Raw genomic sequence first — 24,135 nt, forward strand, 5'->3', positions numbered from 1 at the left:
ATGAAAAAGATATTATATCCTATACTAGCCCTAGCCTTAGCGACATCTTCCTGTAAGGATGTCCTTGATATTCCAAATTTAGGTTCATTGGATGAAGAAAGAGTATGGAATGACCCTAATTTAGTTAATGCTTATTTAGCAAATCTATATCCATTATTCGGAAACTGGTCTGCAGGAGCAGATAACAATTCAGATCAATTGATAGGAATTAATTTTCCTCTAGATGCGGTGACGGTAAATAATTCCTCTTATAAAGCTTGGGATTATACAACTATAAGAAGAATAAACACGGCAATTCAGAATGTGAATGCAAGTACAGGTTTGTCTACAGAAGTCAAAAACAGTGTGCTTGGCCAAGCCCTATTTATGCGAGCATATATGTATTTTAATATGGTCAAATTTCACGGTGGTGTTCCCTACATCACTGAACCACAAGAGCTAAATAGTGAAGATTTAGAAACACCAAGAAATAGTACGAAAGAATGTTTTGAATTGATTGTTAAAGATTTAGATCAAGCTATATCCTTTCTTCCATCAACTATTCAAAAAGGATCTACTGATTACGGCAAGGTAGATGGAAACTTTGCTGTAGCATTCAAAGCTAAAGTGTTGTTATACAAGGCGTCACCACAATATAATCCTAATAATCCATATGGAAATGAATACTGGGCAGAAGCAAATGCAGCTAACAAAACAGCCTATGAACGGCTTATAGCGAATGGCTATAGTCTTACACCAGATTATTATAATATAGCTTTACAAGAGAAAGGGCCTGAAGTAATCTTTGCTGTGATCAATACTTATCCCAATAAAGTTGCGAGTTACGACTATGGTGTTCGTCCGGGATCAGAAAGTAGAGGTACAGCAAGCTCAGTGCCTTCATGGGAATTCGTAAAATCTTTTCCTATGAAAGATGGTAAGCTTTATTCGGATCCTACAAGTGCATATTACAAAACTGATGCACAATTTTTACAATCATATTGGGAAGACCGAGATCCAAGATTTGAAAAATCAATTGTTTGGAATGGTAAAATTTATGAAGTTTCTGGTAAGATGGGCAAAAGACAATACACTTCCGTAGGTGTTGCGGCGGCATTAGACGATTTTGGAATTAATCCAAACGCACGTACACCATCCGAAAACTTAAATCGCTATAGTGGTTTTTTTATCTTAAAGAATTCTAAACTTTCATTAAAACAAACTGAAGTAGAAACGCAATATGATGTAGATTACGTAGTGATGCGCTTGGCTGAAGTCATGCTGAATTATGCTGAAACTGCGAATGAAACTGGAGATTTGAATACAGCAAAAGATCTACTGAAGAAAATTCGGCAGCGTGCTGGTATTGATGCTGGATCAGATGGCAACTATGGTATCTCTGCTAATACTAAAGAAGGTATAAGAGACGCAATTCTAGCTGAAAGAAATATTGAATTCTCCTTTGAAGGACACCGTTTCTGGGATTTAAGAAGATTGCGTAAGCTTGATGTACTGCACAATAAAACCAAATTTGGTGTAGAAGCAATTGCTATAAATCCTGATGGTTCGGAAATGAATTTGGAACAGGCGGCTAATTTAGCGCGTAATTTTCAACTTGTTGAGAATCAGTTTAAATATATTCTATTGCAAGTCCCCCGTACTGGAGCGCAGGTAAATATTCTGCCTGACACATACTATTTCTTCCCTCTATCACAATCAGTATTGGATAAAAATTCAAAATTGGAGCAAAATAAAGATTGGGGAGGAACATTCGATCCAACGATAAATTAGTCTCTGAAAAAGAGTTAAAGCAAAAGCATCAAGAAATTGGTGCTTTTCATATTTATAGATAATTTGTAATATCTAACATGTATTTTATATTTTTTATAAATAAATAAGGCTATTTTAATAAATGCAAAACTTGTTAATATTATAGCATATTTGGATCACTAAATAATTGTCTAAAGGAGTGCAGGCTATGCAGCATAGGTTATTTTGTCATTTTATATTTAATCTAATCTTAATATTACAATAATAAATAGTTTGTCTTTGAAAAATACTTTTGCAGAAAGTATAACTATTTATGAAATTTAAAATATTATTAGGGGGATGTATTTTAGCGATTAGTGTAGCTAATGCACAAGAAATTGCTAGGGGAACCGTATACCATGATGCAAATCAAAATGGTAAAAAAGATAGAACAGAATTAGGTATTTCGACTGTGTCCGTTAGTAATGGACATGATGTGGTACAGACGAATTCTAACGGAGAATATGAAATTCCTGTTGGGAAAGATAACATGATCTTTGTTGTTAAACCAAGTGGTTTTGGCTTTCCACTAAATGACAAGAATTTGCCGCAATTCTATCATGCCCACAAGCCTCAGGGTGCCCCAAAGTTAAAATATACGACTTACTCACCTACAGGGAAATTACCAAAGCGTATTGACTTTCCGTTATATAAACAAGAAGAAAACAATAGTTTCAAAGCATTAGTATTCGGAGATCCACAAGCATACAATCTGGATGAAATTGCTTATTTCCAAAAAGGAATAATTGATGATATTGAAGTTGCTAATGATATTGCATTTGGTATTAGCTTGGGTGACTTAGTAGGTGATGATTTAGTGTTGCATAAACCATATCAAGATGCTATTCAAAAAATTGGTAAACCTTGGTATAACGTCATTGGTAATCATGATATGAACTTTGATGTGAAATCAGATTCTTTGTCTGATGAGACGTTTGAGTATCATTTTGGGCCAGCGAATTATTCCTTCAATTATGGCAATGCCCATTTTATTGTTCTTGACAATATTATTTACCCTAATCCACGTACCGGTAAAGGTTATTTAGGTGGTTTTAGAAAAGATCAATTGGATTTTATTGAGAACAATTTGAAATTTGTACCAAAAGACAAGTTGATTGTTTTAAATTTTCATATCCCATTGGCGCATACAAATTCTGATGTATTTCGTAATGAAGATAGACAACGCCTTTTTGATATTTTAGCATCCTATAAATATACTGTTTCGATGTCTGCACACACACACTATCAACAACAAATTTTCTATGGAAAGGAAGATGGATGGCGACAAGAAATGCCACATCACGAGTATAATGTAGGGACAACATCGGGTGATTGGTATTCTGGAACCTTTAATGCGCAAGGAGTTCCTAATTCTACAATGCGCGATGGTACACCAAGAGGGTATGCAATATTGAATGTCGAGGGTAACAAATACTCTTTCAACTATAGGGTAGCGGGTGAAAGCAAAGATTATCAAATAAAAATCATTGCACCTAAAGTGATTGATAAGAAGCATATCAAAAGATATAAAATTACTGCAAACTTCTTCCTTGGTAAGAAAGGTGATAAAGTTCAATTCCGTATTGGAAATCAAGATTGGAAAGATATGTCTTATATAGAAGCTGTAGATCCTTCATATCAATATGAAGTTTTAAAATTTGATAATGCAGAAAACTACATTCAAGGTAGAAGACCATCGACTCCTGTTAATTCTTCGCATTTGTGGGAAGCTAAATTTCCAAATTCTTTAGAAGTAGGCAAACATCAAATTGAAGTTAGAGCTACAGATATGTATGGAAACACCCATCACCAATTGACTTCATTAGAAATCCTTAAATAATTCATAAGTAATACGTTTCAATGTTTAGGATGGAATTTATATTCCATCCTTTTTGTGGTTAATCCATATTGTAAGGGATTTTGGACGGGTTAAATCAATTAATAGAATGTTTTAATAACGACTACTTAATATTCACTAAACATAGTCTTTCTATCCTTGCAATAGAAAAAAACAAATTAATTTAACCCATTATTCCATGAATCGCTACCTATTGAAGGGCTGTATCATCAGTGCCTTAATTAGTTTTTCGAGCTGTGAAGATGAACGCAAATTCACAGCTGTTGAGTATGATCCAAATAAGGAAGTTAAGCTGACCTCATTCTTTCCTACGGAAGGAGGTGCACGCGATAAAATTTTGTTAGATGGTGAAAACTTTGGTCAAGACCCATCTAAAATAAAAGTCTATTTCAACAAGGCGCGAGCTACTGTCGTTTCATCAAGTGGAAACCGTATTTATGCAATTGTACCACGTTTACCGGGAGAGAATCCTTCTATTTCTGTTGTTGTAGGTTCTGATTCTGTAGTCTATGAAAATTCTTTCGTTTACAATACACAAGCTTTGGTAAGTACCGTCACTGGTAATGGCATCAAATCATTTACACCAGGTCCATTATCGGAAGCAACAGTTTATGGTAAATATTTAGAATTAGATCGTGAAGGAAATATTTTTATGTCTTGGCGAGATGGGAATACTGTAGGTAGCACCGTAGCAACATTCGGCGTTGCTCGTATCAATGAAGCACAAAATATTGTAACGCCACTAATTCAATCGCCTGCGACTGGAAGAGTTTTATATGCAAATGGACTAACTGTAGATCGCGCAACTGGTGTTGTGACCGCAGCGCACGAATCCGTACAAGAAGTTATGTTCACTTTTGATCCTAAAGAGGCTTGGTATCCACGTCAACGTAATGCTAAATATTCTACTAGTGATTATGCATCTATTGTAGTGGCTGACCGCTATAAAAACTTTATAACATTCTCTCCTTGGGATGGGAATTTATATACACGTTTTAGGGACGGTAAAGTCGCTCGGATAAATCCACAAACCTTAGAAGCGAAGATTGTACATCAAGGCCCTTACGGTTCTCAATATGGCCAAGCTATCAACCCAGCAAAACCTTGGGAGCTGTATATCACGTTGCATTCTAACGCGAGTCCAATCGAATTTAGGCAAGGAATTATGGTCTTGGATCTAAGAGATCCGGATGGAACTGGTGGATTCAAAAGATTGAATGCGCCAGGAGGATCGGCTTTCAAAGATGGGCCAATTGAAGATGCACTTTTTAACCTTCCAAAAGACATTAAGTTTGACAATGATGGAAATATGTTTGTAGCGGATTATGGAAATCATGCGATACGTATGGTGTCACCTGACAGAATTGTTACGACTGTGGCAGGACAGCCAGGTAAAGCCGGATTTAAAGATGGAGGGCCTGCAGAATCACTTTTTAATCAACCTTGGGGTGTAGCTGTGAATGAATTGGGGCACATATACATTGCAGATTGGAGTAATGCCAGAATCCGAAAATTAGTAATCGAATAATTATCAACCTTTAGAAATGAAAATCATACAAATAGTGTCCTTGCTGTTGTTCTGTGTAATAATTACGCCAGCAGCTGCGCAGCAAGGGAAAGAAATCTCTATTGCAGGAAAAGTAATAGATGTCAACAATAATATATTACCAAACGTCTCAATATATATAAAAGACAAGCCTTCTTCGGGGCTTTCTACGGATAACTCGGGAAATTTTAAAATTAAAGCAATCTATGGAGATAAAGTGGTTTTCACTTCTGTAGGCTATAAGACCCAAGAGTTTGTCGCAGTAGTTGATACTTCAAATTTAGTGATTCAGCTCGATGAAGATAATGCGGAGATTGATGAAGTGGTGGTGGTTGGTCTAGGTAATGTGCAGCGTAAGATTAGTAATGTTGGAGCTATAACAACTGTTGATGTCAAAGATTTACAAAGTCCTGCACCTTCTATTACAAACCTTTTGGGTGGTCGAGCGGCAGGCGTTATTTCTATGCAAACGAGTGGCGAGCCAGGTAAGAACAATGCAGATTTCTGGGTGAGAGGTATAGGTACTTTTGGTGCTAATAACAGTGCGTTAGTATTGATTGATGGATTGGAAGGGAATTTAAATACATTGGATCCCGCGGATATTGAAAGTTTTTCGATTTTAAAAGATGCTTCTGCTACGGCGGTATATGGTGTTAGAGGTGCTAATGGAGTTGTTTTGGTTACTACAAAGCGCGGATTAGTAGACCGTATTCAATTAACAGCACGTGCTAATACAACTTTATCGGCATTAAATCGATTGCCAAAATATTTGGATGCATACGATTATGCGAAATTGGCGAATGAAGCAAATGTAATTCGTGGCAATACACCTTTGTACAATGAGGTGGAAATGGGTATTATTAGAGATGGACTTGATCCAGATCTATACCCTAATGTCAATTGGCAAGAAGAAATATTAAACAAGAACTTTTGGTCTAACAGTTACTATGTGAGTGGTCGTGGTGGTTCGGAGGTTGCACGTTATTTCCTAAGCTTAGGAGGTAAAACTCAAACTGCAGCATATAAGGTAGATAAAAACTCTGTATATAGTTCTAATGTTGGTTTCAACTCTTACAATTATAGAATAAATTTAGATATAAATCTTACTAAGACAACGAAAGTTTTCTTGGGTTCTGATGGATTTTTATCAGCATTGTCTCAACCGGGACTAGCTAATACAGATTATATCTGGGGTGCACAATCAAGACTTACTCCATTGACTATTCCTACGCAATTTTCTAATGGTTTATTGCCAGGTCGGGGTACAGGAGATCAATCTTCGCCTTATGTGATGATCAATAGAACAGGTAAAGCTCTGGATGAAGAATACAGAGGTAAAACCACCTTGGCATTGAATCAAGATTTGTCGGGTGTGTTAGATGGCTTGAAGTTCAGAGTGCAAGGTGCGTATGATATTTACAGCTATTTCAACGAAAGACGTCGCGTGCAACCCGCATTGTATAATGCTTTGGGTAGAGCTGCTGACGGCTCATTAATCACAATCTTAACTGTGCCAGAGCAAAAAGCTTCTTACAATAAAGGTACAAGACAATTCCGTAAGTACTTCTTGGAATCTGTAATCAATTACGATAAAGTATTCAATGAAGATCACCGTACTTCTGCATTAATATATTATTACATGAGTGATGCAAAAGACACGGAAGATGCTAAAAGCAATTTGGAAGCGATTCCATTGCGTTATCAAGGGGTGTCCAGCCGTTTCACTTACGGTTATAAAGACACCTATTTATTGGATGCAAATTTTGGTTACACAGGTTCGGAAAACTTTCAGCCAGGTAGACAATATGGTTTCTTTCCATCTGTAGCATTAGGCTGGGTGCCATCTAGCTATGAGTTTGTAAAAGAATCAGCACCATGGTTGGATTATTTCAAGATAAGAGCTTCGTATGGCTCGGTAGGTAACGACCGTATTTCGAGTATTCGTTTTCCTTATCTGACAAAAGTAAATCAAGGTAATTCAAATATCGGTGACGGTACTGATGTTTGGGGAATAGGTGGTATTGAAACTATCAATGAAACACGTATTGGTGCTGATAATTTAGCATGGGAAAGAGCGATTAAGACCAATATCGGTTTTGAAGGTAAATTATTCAATAATAAAGTTGATTTCGTGTTCGATATCTTCAAAGACATGCGTAATGGTATTTTTCAGCAGCGTGTGCAAGTTCCAGATTATGTAGGTGTAATATCTAATCCTTTCGCAAATGTTGGACGTATGCAAAGCTCGGGTGCCGACGGTAACATTTCTTACAAGGGTAGAATAACTTCGGATTTGGATTTCACTGTTCGTGGTAATTTTACGTACTCGAAGACTATGGTGAAGAATTGGGAGCAAGCATACTTAGAATATCCATATTTAGAGTACAACAACTTCCCTCACAATTCTATACGGGGTTTTCAGGCGATAGGGTTATTCAAAGATGAAGATGATATAAAATACAGTGCGCAACAAACATTTGGTGCGGTAATGCCAGGTGACATCAAATATAAAGATGTCAATGGTGATGGTATGATTGACAATTTGGACAAAGTGCCATTGACACATAGCGATGAACTTCCATTGGTTATGTACGGATTCGGCGGTGAGTTTCGTTATAAAAAAATTTCACTGGGTGTATTATTTAAAGGCACAGGAAGTAGTCCATTTTTTTATGGAGGTATAGGTTACCGTCCTTTTTACGAGGGTGCGCTAGGTAATGTACTAGATATGGTTGCTGATCCTGCGAACCGATGGATTCCGATGGAATATGCAATGGCAAATGGTATTGATCCCTCCCTAGCAGAAAATCCAAATGCGAAATTCCCTCGTTTATCGTATGGAGGCAGTGCAAATAATAACCAAACTTCCACGTTCTGGCAAGGTGATGCAAAATACTTACGCTTGCAAGAAGTAACGGTGAGCTATAATGTAGATCCTAATTTCTTGAGAAAAGCAGGTGTCAAGTCCCTGGATTTACAATTGGTTGGAAACAATCTTTATACATGGGATACAGTTAAGATTTTTGATCCAGAGCAAGCAAGGTTCAATGGTCGTAGATACCCTATACCTTCTACGTATTCGGTTCAAGTTTATGTTAATTTTTAAGAAAGAAAGATAGAATTCAAATAAATGAAAAAGTCAATTCTAAAGCGAATTTTGGGAGTATCCGTTATACTAATAGCATTATCCACGTCCTCATGTAAGGATTATTTAAACATCGACAACTATTTTGACGATGAGTTTCAAATAGACTCTGTTTTTAGCAGTACGCGAAATATGGAAGCTTATATGTGGGGGGCTGCTGCTATGTTTTTGGATGAATCCAGTACCATTCGTTATGCTCACACGCCGGGGCCTATGGCTACTGACGAAGGTTTCAATGGCTTGACAAATGCCAATGGTTCAGGCAATATTTATCATGGAATGGATTTTGCAACTGGACGCATCACGCCAGATTTCTTCGGTGAAGGAACTCCCAATCTAAATCAATGGGGCAGGTACTATAAGATTATTCGCAAAGCAAATTTTATTCTTCAAAATCTTGATAAACCGCAAGATATTACAAATATGGATCGTGCACGTATCGAAGGGTATACGCGTTTTATTAGAGCTTATGCTTACCATTATTTATTATTAGATTTTGGCCCGCCAATTCTGTTAGGCGATCAAGTGGTTAATACAAATGAAGATTTGCCTTATTATGATAGAGAACGTGCAACATTTGATGAGGCGATGGAATATATATGTGGGGAATTCGAAAAAGCTGCAGTACTTATGCCAACAGAAGTTGGAATCCTAGATTTTGGCAAGCCAACTAAAGGTGCGGCTTATGCGTTGGTAGCTAGATTGCGTTTGATGCATGCTAGTCCGTTGTACAATGGCGGGCAAGCGGCAGCTTCATACTTCGGCTCCTGGACACGCGCTTCAGATGGTGTACATTTTGTTTCGCAAAACTACGACGAAGCTAAATGGGCTGTAGCTGCTGCTGCCGCAAAACGGGTGATAGACATGGGTAAGTACAAGTTGCATACAGCAGAGGCGGATGAATTGACTGCTCCGCTTCCACAAGGTGTGACATCCGATCCTAATTTTTATAACACCTATCCAAACGGAGCTGGCGGTATTGATGCGTTCAAATCTTATTCTGATATATTTACAGGTGAAGAATATGCTGCAGTAAATCCAGAGTTCATCTGGGCTAAAAATGCACCTTATTTAAATAATACGATCAACCAAGGTGCCTTTCCACCTTCACTTGGTGGATGGGGACGTTTTTGTGTGACTCAAAAGGTTGTTGATGCTTATTTAATGGACGATGGTCGTACAAAAGAAGAAGCGTCAGCTGATGGCTATTATTCTGAAAATGGTTTCACTACGCAAACGCGTAGATTCTCTGGTTATCCACTGAATGCTGGAGTCTATAACATGTATGCGAATAGAGAAATGCGTTTCTATGCTTCTGTAGGATTTAATGGTGCTGTTTGGCAGAACCTAAGTGTCGTATCAAAAACAAATCATGCAGCAGACTATTATTACCAAGGTGCTGATGGTCGTGGTGGCGTAACAGCTTCTTCTCCAAATTATCCAATCACGGGTTACGTAATCAAAAAATACAATCATCCAATGGATGCGTTGACGGGAACAGGTGCACGTAGAATTGACAAGGCATATTCAATAATTCGTTACGCGGAGATATTGTTGATTTATGCAGAGGCACTAAATAATCTAACTGGAAGTCATACGGTGCAGTTGGGTGATCAAACCTATACTCTAAGCAGAGATGTGGAGCAAATCAAGAATTCGTTCAATATGGTGCGTTATCGTGCTGGGCTTCCTGGATTGACAGCTTTACAATTAAATAATGTCGACTTGCTACAAGATCAAATTGAGCGTGAGCGTATGGTGGAATTCTTGTGGGAAAATCTTCGCTATTATGATGTCCGCAGATGGGGGATATATGAAGATACAGAGCGTGAGCCTATGAGTGGAATGAATCCAGATGGTGCAACACCAGAAACATATTTTCGCCGTGTAATTCCAGGGTCTTCTTCGTTCTTAAAACGTCAAGTAAACAAAAAATTAGTATGGCTTCCGATTCCACGAGCTGAATTAAGAAGATTGCCATCTGTAGTGCAGAATCCAGGTTATTAGTTATTAATATTAATGTAAATGAATAAAATGAAACGCAATTTAGCAGCGCTACTTAGTCTTCCATTTTTTATGATGTCTTGTAATGATACCGAGGTTTTCGAACAAGAGATGTACAAAAATGTAGTAGCTTTAATAAGTAGTTCATACCATAATAATTTTGAGGAAGTAGTTCCTCTAAAGGGGGAAGAAGTGATGGGGTTTATTTCTGCCTCTGTAGGTGGATCGTATGCTCCAACACAGGATATTATTGTTAATCTAGTTGAAGAAAGTACAGCCTTTGATAGGTACAATTGGTCGTTGTATGATGCCGATTCAAGTCGATATGCAAAGCTTTTGCCAAAAGATAAATATGAAATCCCAGACTACAAACTTATTATCAAAGCTGGTGAACGCACAGGACGTACCCAAATAAAAATTCGTCCAGAGGGTTTATCACCGGATTCTACCTACTTTATAAGTCTTATCGCTGCAGGTGGGCAAGGTATTGAGCTAAATCCAAAAAAGAATAATGTTTTGTACAAAGTGATGATATACAATAAATACGCCTCACAAGCCAGCAATTCATTCTACAGTATGATAGGATTACAAAATGGAGCCATTACGGCAGCGAGTAAACAGTTATTTCCTTTAACAGCTAATAGTGTGCGGGTTATTGCAGGAACCGAGGCCTTTGCTAATAATGAAGCCAGTATTGCTAATACAGCTTTAATATTGGAAGTAGACGCGGAAAATAAGGTAACAATCAAACCTTTTAAAAATATACAAGTAACCCAAGTGGATGGAAATCATCGATATCCCAATACCTTTCATGTAGAAGAAGCTTTCGGTCGCAAATTTAATGTGTTCCTATTATCCTATACTTATATTAAAGGTAACGAAATATACGAAATGCAGGAAGAATTGCGTATGGAAGTAACAAACTAGTTTTTCAACTCATAGTATATTTTTATAAGCTGCTGTAAGAAATTACAGTAGCTTATTTATTTTAATTGCAGTGTCTGTAATTAATTCCTAATGAAGGAATTTAATAATTTAAGTAAATCTGTAACCACTCAGGTACTATAGAATAGCAATGCTGTAGAAAGCGTCGAGGACAGATTGTGAGTTCTTAATACAAGTGTCGGCAACAGATCTTATTGTCGCATAGTTTTGTGCTCCATTGTTCGATTTGAACATTCCAGATACTTTCTGCTTGACCTTGATATTTCTAATTGCTTGCTCGGATGTATTGTTATCGGGGGGCACATCCTTATTGTAAAGAAATGTAAAGAGGTTTTCTGGATTTAGTGATCCTTTTTTGGAAGATGATAACTTCTATCTGCTGTGGATCTATCTTGTGGTTGATTAAGTTATGGAGCGTGTTTTCCAGTTGAGCTCTTTCATTCATCGGTTCCAGATATTGGTCAAGAGGTATTGACTTTTTCAATTCCAAGGCTAGTATAAGCATCCGGCTAAACTGTGTAGCCCATTCAGATTGATATTTCTGTTCCAAGAACTTCAGCTCTCTTAGCAAGTGTACTGTACATATCTGATGACCTGTAGTCTCGGTATTAAGATGGCTAGGCCAGCAATCATGAACAAGAATCGCCTTTGGAAATCCCGCTGGGAAATGTTCTTTAATGGTTGCTATCCCTCTGTTTGCCGAACAGGCAATATAGGTAGCAAATTTGTTTTGCCACGTCCAGAACCAATTCAATTGCCCATTTTGTTTCATACCTGTTTCATCTGCCCCAACCACAGTGGATTTACAAATGGTCTGCTTAATTAGCTCTAATGCGGGTAGTGATTTTTTGGCAAAGCGATCCAGAATACCACTAACAGTCCCCTGACTGATAGCATGCTATATACCGAATTAAAGAACTCGCTGATCCTTGCCAAAGGAACATATTGCCGGGTATGCAAATAAGCGATCAGAGCAGTGGTTTTTGGAACATAACTAATAGGAGCATTGCCCCCGGAAGGAAAACTTGCTGTAGTCTGGTGTCCGCATAAACAGGTTTTGCTGAAGATGCGATGTTCGGTGTACAAAGGCTTGGTGAGAGGAATATCAACCATTTGCCGGCAACTGGTCAATTCTGCCTGAAAGTCTTGCAGATCCAATCCACAACAGTTACAAAATCCCGGACTGTGTTCTACGATGTCCTCAGGGCAAGCGCTCATCTTTAAAGTACTACCTTCATGCCCCTTTTGACCTCCGGAAGACTTTCCGCTGGATTTTCGTAAACTAGTGGTTCGAGTAGGGCTGTTTTCATCTTTTGAAGGAGGAAGAGAGCTGTTTCTACTATTTTTTAGGCCCCTTTAGCAAACGTATTTCTTCCAGAAGCCCACCTATGGTTTCATTAAGTTGTTTAATAGTAGCATTCAGATCTGAAATGATTTGCTCAGAAGCTGCATTTTCGGCTAATCTGGATGTTTCAGATGCGATACGGGCCACTGATTCCTGTTCGAGCAATTCATCTAATTTCGTAAAGTTCTTGTTATCCATAATGGCCGTTCTGATAACTACAAAAAACCGCATTTAAAGCCTAGAAACCTAAAAATAAGAGTAAAAGTTATACAGTGAAATGTGGATAAAATGACCTAAATTCCTGAAAATGAAAATTGAAAAAAATACGCCTTGAGATCAAGTCAAGAAAGAAAAAAAAGAACCTGAGTAGTTACGTAAATCTCAGCTATCTTAAAACCTTATAATTTCTTCTATCTGTTCATGGATAAATTTTAAGGTTAAGGGATCCATAAAGCCGCCTTCTGTGTCAAGTTCATTTTGCACGTGTGGGATGTGAATTTTTAAGGGTAATACATGCATACGGACATAATTGCAAACGCCCGTGAAATGATCTACTCCACGTATATTACCGTATTTACCTGTAGAAACGCCGACTAGAGCAGCTTTTTTGTGGTAAAAAGAAGCTGGGTAAGCGCAAGCATCCACGAAAAGCTTTAGTGCTCCAGGGTAGCTGCCATTATATTCAGGAATTACAAAAACGAATTTTTTAGCAGCTGATACTTTAGCTTGAATACTTGCAAAAGCATTAGATCTCTTGCCATACAAATCGGTATACAAAATGTCATGAGGCAAATCTTCCAAAGAGAATATTTCCCATTCTTCACCTTTACTGTTCAATTCTTCTTTGTAATACTTTGCTACTTTTAAAGAGTTACTACCCAGCCTATTCGTACCTGATATAATTAAATTCATTGTGACGTTGCAACTTATCGTAATCAATGCACGATTTCTCTAATCGTAAACCAATTTTTTGTATCTTAGCATCCTGAGTAATAGTATCAGGAAGTTCTCAAAAATAGTAAATTTAACATCATTTAAGTATTTAATGCCTACAGTAACTGTTAATTTTATCAGAGAACTGCAATTGATAGTATAAAAATTGTAAAGGTTCGGTATCTCATGGGAAAAATAATTGCAATAGCAAATCAAAAGGGCGGCGTAGGGAAAACAACAACTTCAATCAACTTGGCCGCAAGTTTGGCTGTTTTAGAATATAAAACGTTGTTGGTGGATGCAGATCCACAAGCAAATTCTACTTCAGGGATTGGTTTTGATCCTCGTGGAATAAAGGCTAGCGTATACGAGTGTTTGGTGAATGATTTGAATCCTCGTGATGCCATTAAAGCAACTGACACGCCACATTTAGATTTGCTGCCAGCACATATTGATTTGGTAGGAGCGGAGATTGAGATGATTAATCTGAACGAACGCGAATACAAAATGAAAAAAATGTTGGATGAGATCAAAGATGATTATGATTTTATCATCATTGATTGTTCACCATCATTAGGGTTAATTACGATTAATGCCTTGACAGCATCTGATTCAGTCATTATTCCAGTACAATGTGAGTATTTCGCTTTGGAAGGTTTGGGTAAATTATTAAATACTATCAAAATCGTTCAGAATAGATTAAATACCAATTTAGAAATTGAAGGTATTTTGTTGACAATGTATGATGTACGTTTGCGTCTTTCTAATCAAGTTGTAGAAGAAGTTCGTACACATTTTACAGATTTGGTTTTCGAGACCATTATTCAACGTAATACACGATTAAGTGAGGCGCCAAGTTTCGGTATCTCGGTTATCATGCACGACGCATCATGCAAAGGCGCGATAAACTATTTGAACTTAGCTCGTGAGATTTTACAAAAGAACGGATTGGTAGAAATAAATAAAGAAGAAAAAGCAATCGTATAATGGCAGCATTACAACGTAAAACAGGATTAGGAAAAGGACTTGGTGCGCTGTTGCAGGATGATTTGAAAGTATCTCCTAATACTTCCTCACGAGAGATCGGTGATACAGCCGCACCTTCAGCAGGTAGTATTAATTTTATAAAAATAGAAGAAATTGCTGTAAACCCGTTTCAGCCACGAACAGATTTTGATGAAAATGCTTTAAAAGAGCTTTCGGAATCTATTGTGTTGCAAGGGTTGATTCAGCCAATTACAGTAAGACAAGTCAGTAAAAATCAATACCAACTTATAAGTGGTGAGCGTCGTTTACGTGCGTCTATGCTCGCCGGAATTACAGAGATTCCAGCTTATGTGCGTACGGCGAATGACCAACAGATGTTGGAAATGGCGTTGATTGAAAATATTCAACGTGAGAACTTAAATGCTATTGAGGTAGCATTAAGTTTCCAGCGTATGATTGAAGAGTGTAACTTGAAACAAGAAGAACTTGGTGATCGTGTATCTAAAAATAGATCTACGGTAACAAACTACCTTCGTCTTTTGAAATTGCCACCTGTGATCCAAATTGGTATCCGTGATGGTAAAATATCAATGGGTCATGCGCGTGCACTAATCAATGTTGGTGATATTGATAAACAACTTTTTGTGTATCAGGAAATAATAGATAAGGATTTGTCTGTTCGTATGGCAGAGATTTTGGTGCGAAATATTCAAGAGCAATTAAAACCTAAAAAAGGTAAAGGAGTTGGAAAGCAAATGGATTTTCAATATCAAAAAATTGAAGATGATTTGGCATCTAAATTCTCTACACGCGTACGTCTAAACTTGAAAAACACAAAAGGTAAGGGGGCAATAGAAATTCCTTTTGAATCAGAAGATGATTTAAGCCGCATTTTAGAATTGTTAGATTGGTAATGCCGAAATATTTAATCTTATTTTTTTTTCTTATAAGTTCGTTTAGCAGCTTTTCACAGGTTGATACAACGAAGAAAGTAGCTTTGGATAGCACCGCTTTAAATGCTTTGGATAGCGTAAAAGCTGTGCAAGATACTACGGTAAAGAAAAAAGAAACGCGTGCAGAGCGTAAAGCACGAGAAAAGGCAGAGAAGGAGCGAGAAAAATATTATTACAAAGATATTTTAAAAGACTCAACTCGCTTAGCGATTGAGGAGCTTTCAACAAAAGCTTGGCGAAGGTCACTTATAGCACCAGGATGGGGACAAATCACTAATGGTGGCAAGTATGTATGGATAAAGTTGCCTGTCATTTATGGTGGACTGGTTGTAGGTTATTTAACGTTTGATTTTTGGAACTGGCATTATCGAAAATTCGTAGATGAAGCCGCTTATCGGATTAATAATAATGGCGCTCCAAATGATCCTGACTTAGAATTCAGTTTTCCATCAACAGAAGGATTAATACGTGCTAAAGATAATTATCGCCGTTACCGTGATATGACTATTTTAGTCACAGCAGGCTGGTGGGGCTTAAATGTTTTGGAGGCGTACGTGGATTCTATGTTGCGTTTTAGGTATAATATTGGGGATGATTTGGGTTTCAAGATTACACCTACGATGTTGCCAACATCTAATTTGGCATATAATATGAATTTTGGCCGTCAATTTTCGCCTGGGGTGAAGTTGACGTTTAATTTTAAATAGATAAACCTTAATTATGAAAATCGTTATACTAGGTTATGGCAAAATGGGACAGCTAATTGAAAAATTCGCGCTCAAAAGAGGTCATGAAATAGCGTTAGTTGTTGATGCGCACAATAGGGAAACACTTACTGCTGATGATTTATCCCACGCTGATATTGCCATTGATTTTAGTACTCCAGACGCAGCTTTAGAGAATATAAGTCTTTGTTTTGAAGCAGATTTACCTTTAGTCGTTGGTACTACGGGTTGGTACGAGCATTTGCAAGAAGTAAAAGAAACTTGTTTGGAAGCAGATCAAGCATTATTATATGGTTCTAACTTTAGTATTGGTGTAAATATCTTTTTTCATATAAATAGATTATTGGCAAAAGCCGTAAATCCGTATCAACAATACGATGTTCAGGTTGAAGAAATTCACCATATCCACAAACTGGATGCACCAAGTGGAACTGCAATCACTATTGCTGAAGGTATTATTGACAACAATGATGTCAAGAAATCTTGGGTAAATCAAGTCGTAGGGTCAGAGGATGAGGTTGTCAATAAGCCTAATGAATTATTAATTGAAAGTCTTCGTATTGAAGAAGTGCCTGGTACGCATACAGTATTGTATAGTTCAGAAGTTGATCAAATTGAATTCAAACATACTGCGCACAATCGTGACGGTTTTGCCTTGGGTGCAGTCGTAGCAGCTGAGTGGCTATATGGCAAGAAGGGGTTTTATCAAGTAACAGAAATTTTTGATTTTAATAAATAGACACCGAATACCTTCTACCTAGTGGGTTTTCTATGTTAAAATAAATAAATATGTGGTATATAATATTTGGAGTCTTAACAATTATTGCCCTTTACGGGTTGTTTCTATTGTTTAAAAAGGCTGGCAAACAAGGTTGGGAAGCATTCATACCTTTCTATCGTGAATATGTAATAACTCAACTGGTAGGTAGACCCGCTTGGTGGGTTGCTTTATTATTGGTGCCGATTGTCAATGTTTTTATTTTCTATAGTCTATATCTAGACTTTTTAAAAGCATTTGGAAAACAACGTTTTTGGGAAACTGCAGCAGCAGTATTAGTTCCTTTTGTTGTATTGCCAATGTGGGGAAGAGATCCCAACGTAAAATATAAAGGTCAATCCGCTACGGAAGAATTCAAGAAGCTATATCCATACAAGAAGTCTATAGGTCGCGAATGGGCTGACGCTATTATTTTTGCTACAGTAGCGGCGTCTTTAATTCGTGGGTTCTTAATCGAAGCATATATGATCCCTACTGGATCTATGGAAAGAAGATTATTGGTAGGTGATTTCTTGTTTGTAAGTAAGTTAAATTACGGTCCACGCATACCAAATACACCAATAGCATTTCCTTTTGCACACCATACTATGCCATTTACTGGCGGTAAAGCTTATTCCGAATTAATTAATATTCCTTATAAAAGATTGCCTGGTTTTCAAAAGGTAGAACGAAATGACGTGGTAGTGTTCAATTATCCAATGGAAGCGGATGAGCCTTACAATCGTCCTGTTGATAAACGTGAGAACTACATTAAACGTGCTGTAGGCATCCCGGGCGACGAAGTGTCTATGAAAGATGGTCGTTTGTTTGTGAATGGCGTAAAATCTTATGATTCTGAAGATTTGCAAACTTCTTATATTGTTTTTGCTGAGCCATATGGCATTTCAGAAGATAATTTGGTGAAAAATCGTTTCGAAGTTGATTTTGGAAATACTGATCCGTCTCAAGGTATTTATGTTTTGCATATAACCCCTGAAGAAGCAGAATCAATACGTTCCTGGTCTAATGTGAAAGAAGTGAGAGAAGTTATATACACGGCGGATAACCCAGATTATATATCATTCCCAAATTACGATTGGAATGAGCGTCAATGGACTTACGATAATTTTGGTCCAATAAAAGTGCCTGCTAAAGGATGGATAGTGAAATTAGATAAATGGACGTTACCATTATATCAGCGTGCTATTACAGTATATGAAGGTAATACGTTAGAGATAAACGGAGATGATATTTTGATAAATGGTCAGAAAACAGATTCATATACGTTCAAGATGGACTATTATTGGATGATGGGTGATAGTCGTCACAATTCGTTGGATTCTCGTGGTTGGGGATTTGTACCAGAAGATCATATCGTAGGTAAAGCGTTATTTACCTGGTTAAGTTGGGATGCAGATGGTACTTTCTTATCTAAGATTCGTTGGAATAGAATTTTCAAGGGTATTGAATAATACACCTTAGTAAATAAAAATAGAAAAGCTCTGATTGACTTTCAATCAGAGCTTTTCTATTTTAAAGTAATTGTAATTAAGCTTTTAAAGCTGCTAAATAGCGTTTAATAGTTTCTTCTAAACCTAAATATAACGCATCAGATATTAGTGCATGTCCAATACTTACTTCTAATAATCCTGGTATATGTTGGTTGAAATAAGCTAAATTATTTAAATCCAAATCGTGACCAGCATTTAATCCTAATCCGACTTCTCTTGCTTTTACAGCTGCTTTGAAATAAGGCTCAATCGCTTTTTCTTTATCAAAACCAAATTCTGAGGCATAGGCTTCCGTATACAGCTCGATGCGGTCAGTTCCAGTTTCAGCAGCAGCTTCAACCATTTCTTCAATCGGATCTACAAAAATGGAAACACGAATACCAGCATCTTTAAATACCTTTACGGTTTCCTTTAGATATTCTTTGTTTTTGATGGTGTCCCATCCATGATTTGACGTCAACTGTCCCAATGCATCGGGAACTAAGGTTACCTGTCCAGGTGTATTCGCCAATACGAGTTCGACAAATTTTTGTTCTTGACAATTACCTTCGATATTGAATTCAGTTTTAATTTCTGCCTTCAAATCGTAGACATCTTGGTAATATATATGGCGTTCGTCAGGACGTGGATGCACGGTTATGCCTTCAGCGCCAAAACGCTCACATGCTAGTGCAGCAGCGACCAAGTTAGGTACATTTCCACCGCGTGAGTTGCGCAGGGTAGCTATTTTATTAATATTTACGGATAGTCTTGTCATGGTTTACTGTATTATTGGTCAAAGGTAAAGAATTATTACGAGTAAGTTGATGGTAGACCTAAACTCGAATTGCCAATTTTCTCTTACAATATTGCAACATTGACCAAAATTCCTCCTATAAATTTTATAAATTGCATAGTAAATGGATGGAATAAGCTTCAATATATTAGAAGGATTTAGATTGCTTGATATCATTGATATCATGTTGGTCGCAGTGATCATTTATTATATTTACAGTCTAATCAAAGGAACGATTGCTGTGAATATTTTGATTGGTGTAGGGTTGTTTTACGGTATTTATTTGGTCGTAAAACAATTGGAAATGCGCCTTTTAACTGAAATATTTGGGGGATTTATATCAGTTGGTTCCATTGCACTCATAGTTGTATTCCAACAGGAGATTCGTCGATTTTTATTACATATCGGTAAGAATATTTCTTTACGTCGTAAGAAGTACCTTTTTAATTTTATAGGTTCAAAACGCACTGTAACGGAGGATCATACTGAGCAAATCAAGATTATCGTGGATGCGTGTCGTAGTATGTCGAAAGCAAAAACTGGTGCTTTGCTTGTGTTTTCTCGTTATTTTGATGAAGAGTATTATCAATCAAGTGGTGAATATATTGATGCGCCTTTATCAAAACGTTTGCTAGAGAGCATTTTTTTTAAAAATAGTCCATTACACGATGGTGCGGTAGTTATTGTAGATTTTCGAGTAATGACCGCAAGCAGTGTTTTACCTCTTTCTGATAGCGAAGATTTACCACCACAGTTTGGTTTGCGTCACCGTGCGGCCATAGGTGTGACCGAAGTTTCAGAAGCTGTAGCGGTGATTGTTTCCGAAGAAACTGGTGAAATATCTTTCGCCAAAGATGGAAATATCAATATGAATCTTAGTGCGGAGGAGCTTGAACAGCTATTAAAAGATGAATTGTAATTCTTTGAATTTACTTTAGATAAAGCACGATATTCACGAATTATATTCGAGTGTTCGAGGTTTCATCCGTATAAAAATCAAATGTTTTTATTAAATTTACCTATGTATAAACATAAATTTTGGTATCATGCATTTTGAAGAAAATAATCCGTTGGACATTGTTTTAAACGATTTATTCGAACATTATCGTAAAAATGTCGCAGACGTAGATAAAATCACAAAAGCATTATTGGAAAAAGAAGTTGTAGGTTCACAGGATGATATTGTGAACGATCATATTGCTTTCCGTACTTTGGGAGTACCCAATTTAGGTATAGCTTCTTTCGAAAAGATTTTCCAAGCATATGGTTATGTGAAGAGAGATTATTATTATTTCGAAGGTAAAAAATTAGATGCCTATTGGTTTTCTCCACCAGCAGAAGGTTATCCCCGCATTTTCGTTTCTGAGTTGCGTGTGCGTGAATTGAGCCATGAAGCGCAAGATATCATTGATAAATATACATCTCCGATAACTTCAGATCCAGTGGATGATTTGGATTTGACTAATGGGCAAGAAGCTGCAACATTTTTGCAAAAGCCTTTATGGGCATTGCCAACTTCAGAAGAATACCAAACTTTATTAAATGAGAGTGAGTATGCCGCATGGGTAATTTACAACCGTTATTATTTGAATCATTATACCATTAGTATTCATGAATTAAAAGATGGGTACAATACATTGGAAGAATTCAACGACTTCTTGTTGAGTATTGGCCTGAAGTTGAATAACTCAGGTGGGATAATTAAAACCAGCGATGATAAGCTTTTGCGTCAAAGTAGTACAGTTTCCGCATTGTACGATGCTACTTTTGCAGACGGCAAAAAAATCGAAATAGCTGGTAGTTATGTTGAATTTGCAGAACGCTCAGTGTTACCACAATTTTCACATTTACCCAAAGAAGATATCAAATCGAAACATCGACGTGATGGGTTTGAAACCAATAATGCTGACAAAATATTTGAAAGTACGTATACAACACAGATAAAGGGATAGTAAGGTGGAAGAAAAGTTGCAGAAATTAAAAGAATCGCTTTCGGGCGATCTTTTTTTCGATGAGAAAATGCGTGTGCTTTATTCAACAGATGCATCTGCTTATCGGGAAATACCTTTGGCTGTTGCTATTCCGAAATCCGAAGCCGATATTCAGCAATTGATCGCTTTTGCAAGAGCTAATAATACATCTTTAATTCCACGTACTGCTGGGACTTCGCTCGCAGGACAAGTCGTGGGTAATGGCATTGTTGTTGATGTTTCGAAGCATTTTACCAAAATATTAGAAATCAATACAGATGAACATTGGGTTCGTGTGGAGCCAGGTGTAATTCGCGATGAATTGAATATGTATCTAAGACCGTATGAATTGTATTTTGGTCCTGAAACATCTACTGCCAATCGTGCGATGATAGGAGGGATGGTCGGAAATAATTCGTGTGGTTCTAATTCTTTGATTTATAAGAGTACCCGAGAGCATACACTTGAAGTAGAAGGCTATCTTTCAGACGGCTCGAAAGTAACTTTCAGTGATTTGACTTTCGAAGAATTCTTAGCAAAATGTGAACTCCCCACTTTGGAAGGTAAAGTGTATACACATATGCGCTCAATTTTGAGTGATTATCGTAACCAAGAGGAGATACGTAGGGAATTTCCGAAGAAATCTGTAGGACGTCGTAATACAGGATACGCAATTGATTTACTTTTGGAAACAGATCCTTTTAACCTTGGAGGACAAAAGTTTAATTTTTCGAAATTAATCTGTGGTTCTGAAGGAACACTTTTGTTTATTACTTCTATAAAGCTGCAAGTTAATACACTTTCTAAAAAGCCTTCAGGCTTACTATGTGTTCATTTTGAATCGTTAGACGATGCATTGAAGGCTAATTTAATTGCTTTGAAGCATAATCCATTAGTTAGTGAACTGATGGATGATTATATCCTTGGATGTACAGAAAATAACTTGGAACAACAGCAAAATCGTTTTTTTGTCAAAGGAAATCCAAAAGCCATTTTGATTGTAGAATACGATGAGGAAACAGATTCAGCGTTACAACAAAGAGTAGATGCTGTAGAAGCAGATATGCGTACAGCAGGATATGGTTATTATTTTCCATTAATAGTAGGCGCAGATAAAAAGAAAGTTTGGGATTTGCGTAAAGCAGGATTGGGCTTATTAAGTAATACGCCCACGGATGCGAAACCTGTTGCTGTCATTGAAGATACGGCAGTCGATGTAGAAGATTTACCTGCTTATATTGCAGAATTCAACCAAATCTTAGCAAAATATAACCTGTATTCGGTGCATTATGCGCATGCTGCTACTGGCGAATTGCATTTAAGACCAATTATCAATTTAAAGACCAAAGAAGGAAATCAACTTTTTCGAGATATTGCTTTTGAAATAGCTAAACTTGTCAAAAAATATAAAGGCTCATTGAGTGGTGAGCACGGTGATGGACGTTTGCGGGGTGAATTCATTGCCTATATGATTGGTGAACGTAATTACCAGCTACTAAAGGATATAAAGAGAACTTGGGATCCCTATGGCATTTTCAATCCTGGAAAGATTGTAGATACACCAGCCATGAACACCTTTTTACGATATGAACCTGGTATTGAAACTCGCAATATAACTTCTACTTTTCGTTATAAAGGCCAAAATATTCTTCAGCATGTAGAGCAATGTAATGGCTCGGGGGATTGTCGCAAGACAGAGTTGTCTAATGGCACTATGTGTCCTTCGTATATGGCGACCCGCAATGAGCATGATACGACACGTGCGAGAGCGAATATCTTACGTGAATTTTTGACAAATTCAACCAAGGAAAACCCCTTTGATCATCCTGAAATAAAGGAAGTCATGGATTTGTGTATAAGTTGTAAAGGTTGTAAAGTTGAGTGTCCGTCGAGTGTGGATATGGCTAAGGTCAAAGCTGACTTTTTGCAAGCATATCACGATGTAAATGGACTACCACTACGTACGCGTATGGTCGGGATGGTAGATCAATTGACGGCGCTGATGTCTTATATTCCGGGTATTTACAATTGGGGGACATCAAATAAGTTTACAAGTAAGGTAGTAAAAGATATTTTAGGTTTTGATAATAGACGTAATATTCCGAAGATCGCTTCTCAATCATTTCGCAAATGGTTTTTGAACCGAGAAAAACCCTTGTGGAATAATAAAAAGCCAATCAAAGAAGTATATTTCTATTGTGACGAATTCACAAACTTCAATGATGTGGAGTTGGGTAAGAAAGCAATTTTGTTGCTGGAAGGTTTAGGATATGAGGTTTTGGTGATAAATCATTCTTTTAGTGCTAGAGCATTAATTTCAAAAGGAATGTTGCGCGAAGCGCGAAAACTTGCTAATGAAAATGTGCGTATCTTCTCCTCGCGCTTGACCGATGAAATCGCTCTGGTGGGCGTAGAGCCATCTGCGATTTTATGTTTTCGGGACGAATACGTGGATTTGGTGGACGAGAAACTTGAAGCAGACGCACAGCGGATTGCTCCTTTTGCTATGGTAATAGAGGAGTTTTTGTGGAAAGAGATTGAAAAAGGCAATATTAGGAAAGACGCTTTCGTCGAGCTGCCGCAAAATATATTATTGCACACACATTGTCAGCAAAAGGCTTGGAAATTGCAACAATATACAGCTTCGCTATTAGCTTTCCCACAAGGGTATGAGGTGGAAGTGATTCCGTCAGGTTGTTGCGGAATGGCAGGTGCTTTTGGGTATGAGAAAGAACATTATGACATCTCTATGCAGATTGGAGAATTAGTACTTTTCCCGCAAGTTCGTGGAAAAGCTCAGGATACAATCATCGTTGCTACAGGAGGTAGTTGTCGACATCAGATTTACGATGGAACAAAGGAAATCGCGATTCATCCCGTTGAAGTCTTATAT

At 37.4% G+C, this 24,135-nt stretch carries 19 protein-coding genes; 14 read left to right on the forward strand and 5 right to left on the reverse strand.

Annotated features, from left to right (window positions below; genetic code table 11):
- The 6 genes from FLS47_RS02265 (at nucleotide 1) to FLS47_RS02290 (ending at nucleotide 11,268) form a co-directional block, all read left to right on the forward strand.
- Entirely contained in the window at nucleotides 1-1,770 is a 1,770-nt protein-coding gene (locus FLS47_RS02265; protein WP_149912773.1) for a RagB/SusD family nutrient uptake outer membrane protein, read from the forward strand.
- Between the two features lie 292 nt (nucleotides 1,771-2,062).
- On the forward strand, nucleotides 2,063-3,628 hold the full coding sequence (locus FLS47_RS02270) for a calcineurin-like phosphoesterase C-terminal domain-containing protein (protein ID WP_149912774.1): 1,566 nt from the start codon (nucleotides 2,063-2,065) through the stop codon (nucleotides 3,626-3,628).
- A gap of 196 nt (nucleotides 3,629-3,824) precedes the next feature.
- Complete coding sequence (locus FLS47_RS02275; protein ID WP_149912775.1) at nucleotides 3,825-5,174, forward strand: IPT/TIG domain-containing protein; 1,350 nt, start codon at nucleotides 3,825-3,827, stop codon at nucleotides 5,172-5,174.
- 16 nt (nucleotides 5,175-5,190) lie between these two features.
- Nucleotides 5,191-8,298, forward strand: coding sequence for a SusC/RagA family TonB-linked outer membrane protein (locus tag FLS47_RS02280; protein WP_149912776.1), 3,108 nt, complete (start codon nucleotides 5,191-5,193; stop codon nucleotides 8,296-8,298).
- 24 nt (nucleotides 8,299-8,322) lie between these two features.
- Entirely contained in the window at nucleotides 8,323-10,344 is a 2,022-nt protein-coding gene (locus FLS47_RS02285) for a RagB/SusD family nutrient uptake outer membrane protein (RefSeq protein ID WP_149912777.1), read from the forward strand.
- Between the two features lie 27 nt (nucleotides 10,345-10,371).
- Nucleotides 10,372-11,268: a BT_3044 domain-containing protein gene (locus tag FLS47_RS02290; protein WP_149912778.1), complete on the forward strand. Its 897-nt coding sequence runs from the start codon at nucleotides 10,372-10,374 to the stop codon at nucleotides 11,266-11,268.
- 135 nt (nucleotides 11,269-11,403) lie between these two features.
- On the opposite strand, the gene FLS47_RS18915 is transcribed toward FLS47_RS02290, so the two are convergent.
- The 4 genes from FLS47_RS18915 to FLS47_RS02310 all read right to left on the reverse strand — a co-directional run bounded on the left by FLS47_RS18915 (nucleotide 11,404) and on the right by FLS47_RS02310 (nucleotide 13,543).
- Nucleotides 11,404-11,589 (reverse strand): IS66 family transposase, encoded by a 186-nt coding sequence (locus FLS47_RS18915; protein WP_149912779.1) that lies wholly within the window; start codon nucleotides 11,587-11,589, stop codon nucleotides 11,404-11,406.
- 4 nt (nucleotides 11,590-11,593) lie between these two features.
- Nucleotides 11,594-12,178 carry an IS66 family transposase gene (locus FLS47_RS02300; protein ID WP_149912780.1) on the reverse strand — a complete coding sequence of 195 codons (585 nt, stop codon included), beginning with the start codon at nucleotides 12,176-12,178 and terminating at the stop codon, nucleotides 11,594-11,596.
- A gap of 447 nt (nucleotides 12,179-12,625) precedes the next feature.
- Nucleotides 12,626-12,829: a hypothetical protein gene (locus FLS47_RS02305; protein WP_149912781.1), complete on the reverse strand. Its 204-nt coding sequence runs from the start codon at nucleotides 12,827-12,829 to the stop codon at nucleotides 12,626-12,628.
- A 192-nt stretch (nucleotides 12,830-13,021) separates the two neighbouring features.
- Nucleotides 13,022-13,543 carry an NADPH-dependent FMN reductase gene (locus FLS47_RS02310; protein WP_149912782.1) on the reverse strand — a complete coding sequence of 174 codons (522 nt, stop codon included), beginning with the start codon at nucleotides 13,541-13,543 and terminating at the stop codon, nucleotides 13,022-13,024.
- Nucleotides 13,544-13,750: 207 nt separating this feature from the next.
- Here FLS47_RS02310 and FLS47_RS02315 point away from each other — a divergent pair, with 207 nt between their 5' ends.
- The 5 genes from FLS47_RS02315 (at nucleotide 13,751) to lepB (ending at nucleotide 18,458) form a co-directional block, all read left to right on the forward strand.
- Nucleotides 13,751-14,551, forward strand: coding sequence for a ParA family protein (locus FLS47_RS02315; protein WP_149912783.1), 801 nt, complete (start codon nucleotides 13,751-13,753; stop codon nucleotides 14,549-14,551).
- A complete protein-coding gene (locus FLS47_RS02320; protein ID WP_149912784.1) occupies nucleotides 14,551-15,465 on the forward strand; it encodes a ParB/RepB/Spo0J family partition protein in 915 nt (304 codons plus the stop codon). Before FLS47_RS02315 ends, FLS47_RS02320 begins: the two co-directional genes overlap by 1 nt.
- A gap of 83 nt (nucleotides 15,466-15,548) precedes the next feature.
- The gene (locus FLS47_RS02325; protein WP_188347335.1) at nucleotides 15,549-16,211 is read left to right on the forward strand and encodes a DUF5683 domain-containing protein; all 663 of its coding nucleotides are present in this window, start codon (nucleotides 15,549-15,551) and stop codon (nucleotides 16,209-16,211) included.
- A gap of 13 nt (nucleotides 16,212-16,224) precedes the next feature.
- Nucleotides 16,225-16,968: a 4-hydroxy-tetrahydrodipicolinate reductase gene (gene dapB, locus FLS47_RS02330; protein ID WP_149912786.1), complete on the forward strand. Its 744-nt coding sequence runs from the start codon at nucleotides 16,225-16,227 to the stop codon at nucleotides 16,966-16,968.
- A gap of 50 nt (nucleotides 16,969-17,018) precedes the next feature.
- On the forward strand, nucleotides 17,019-18,458 hold the full coding sequence (gene lepB, locus FLS47_RS02335; RefSeq protein WP_149912787.1) for a signal peptidase I: 1,440 nt from the start codon (nucleotides 17,019-17,021) through the stop codon (nucleotides 18,456-18,458).
- A gap of 76 nt (nucleotides 18,459-18,534) precedes the next feature.
- On the opposite strand, the gene FLS47_RS02340 is transcribed toward lepB, so the two are convergent.
- The gene (locus FLS47_RS02340) at nucleotides 18,535-19,254 is read right to left on the reverse strand and encodes a pyridoxine 5'-phosphate synthase (RefSeq protein ID WP_149912788.1); all 720 of its coding nucleotides are present in this window, start codon (nucleotides 19,252-19,254) and stop codon (nucleotides 18,535-18,537) included.
- Between the two features lie 142 nt (nucleotides 19,255-19,396).
- On the opposite strand from FLS47_RS02340, the gene cdaA reads away from it, so the two are divergent.
- The 3 genes from cdaA to FLS47_RS02355 all read left to right on the forward strand — a co-directional run.
- The gene (cdaA, locus tag FLS47_RS02345; RefSeq protein WP_149912789.1) at nucleotides 19,397-20,191 is read left to right on the forward strand and encodes a diadenylate cyclase CdaA; all 795 of its coding nucleotides are present in this window, start codon (nucleotides 19,397-19,399) and stop codon (nucleotides 20,189-20,191) included.
- 127 nt (nucleotides 20,192-20,318) lie between these two features.
- Nucleotides 20,319-21,224 carry a DUF1338 domain-containing protein gene (locus FLS47_RS02350; protein WP_149912790.1) on the forward strand — a complete coding sequence of 302 codons (906 nt, stop codon included), beginning with the start codon at nucleotides 20,319-20,321 and terminating at the stop codon, nucleotides 21,222-21,224.
- A gap of 4 nt (nucleotides 21,225-21,228) precedes the next feature.
- Nucleotides 21,229-24,135: FAD-binding and (Fe-S)-binding domain-containing protein (locus FLS47_RS02355; RefSeq protein ID WP_149912791.1), on the forward strand; the 2,907-nt coding region annotated here is incomplete at its 3' end.

The sequence above is a fragment of the Sphingobacterium cavernae genome (genome assembly GCF_008520265.1).
GTDB classification, from domain to species: Bacteria; Bacteroidota; Bacteroidia; order Sphingobacteriales; family Sphingobacteriaceae; genus Sphingobacterium; species Sphingobacterium cavernae.

What these genes read in the sequence shown, in the direction of transcription:
- FLS47_RS02285 (WP_149912777.1), top strand. Translation starts at nt 8,323, where the DNA reads ATGAAAAAGTCAATTCTAAAGCGAATTTTGGGAGTATCCGTTATACTA.
- cdaA (WP_149912789.1), top strand. Translation starts at nt 19,397, where the DNA reads ATGGATGGAATAAGCTTCAATATATTAGAAGGATTTAGATTGCTTGAT.
- FLS47_RS02275 (WP_149912775.1), top strand. Translation starts at nt 3,825, where the DNA reads ATGAATCGCTACCTATTGAAGGGCTGTATCATCAGTGCCTTAATTAGT.
- lepB (WP_149912787.1), top strand. Translation starts at nt 17,019, where the DNA reads ATGTGGTATATAATATTTGGAGTCTTAACAATTATTGCCCTTTACGGG.
- FLS47_RS02310 (WP_149912782.1), bottom strand. Translation starts at nt 13,543, where the DNA reads ATGAATTTAATTATATCAGGTACGAATAGGCTGGGTAGTAACTCTTTA.
- FLS47_RS02270 (WP_149912774.1), top strand. Translation starts at nt 2,063, where the DNA reads ATGAAATTTAAAATATTATTAGGGGGATGTATTTTAGCGATTAGTGTA.
- FLS47_RS02350 (WP_149912790.1), top strand. Translation starts at nt 20,319, where the DNA reads ATGCATTTTGAAGAAAATAATCCGTTGGACATTGTTTTAAACGATTTA.
- dapB (WP_149912786.1), top strand. Translation starts at nt 16,225, where the DNA reads ATGAAAATCGTTATACTAGGTTATGGCAAAATGGGACAGCTAATTGAA.
- FLS47_RS02340 (WP_149912788.1), bottom strand. Translation starts at nt 19,254, where the DNA reads ATGACAAGACTATCCGTAAATATTAATAAAATAGCTACCCTGCGCAAC.
- FLS47_RS02265 (WP_149912773.1), top strand. Translation starts at nt 1, where the DNA reads ATGAAAAAGATATTATATCCTATACTAGCCCTAGCCTTAGCGACATCT.
- FLS47_RS02320 (WP_149912784.1), top strand. Translation starts at nt 14,551, where the DNA reads ATGGCAGCATTACAACGTAAAACAGGATTAGGAAAAGGACTTGGTGCG.
- FLS47_RS02290 (WP_149912778.1), top strand. Translation starts at nt 10,372, where the DNA reads ATGAAACGCAATTTAGCAGCGCTACTTAGTCTTCCATTTTTTATGATG.
- FLS47_RS02280 (WP_149912776.1), top strand. Translation starts at nt 5,191, where the DNA reads ATGAAAATCATACAAATAGTGTCCTTGCTGTTGTTCTGTGTAATAATT.
- FLS47_RS02305 (WP_149912781.1), bottom strand. Translation starts at nt 12,829, where the DNA reads ATGGATAACAAGAACTTTACGAAATTAGATGAATTGCTCGAACAGGAA.
- FLS47_RS02315 (WP_149912783.1), top strand. Translation starts at nt 13,751, where the DNA reads ATGGGAAAAATAATTGCAATAGCAAATCAAAAGGGCGGCGTAGGGAAA.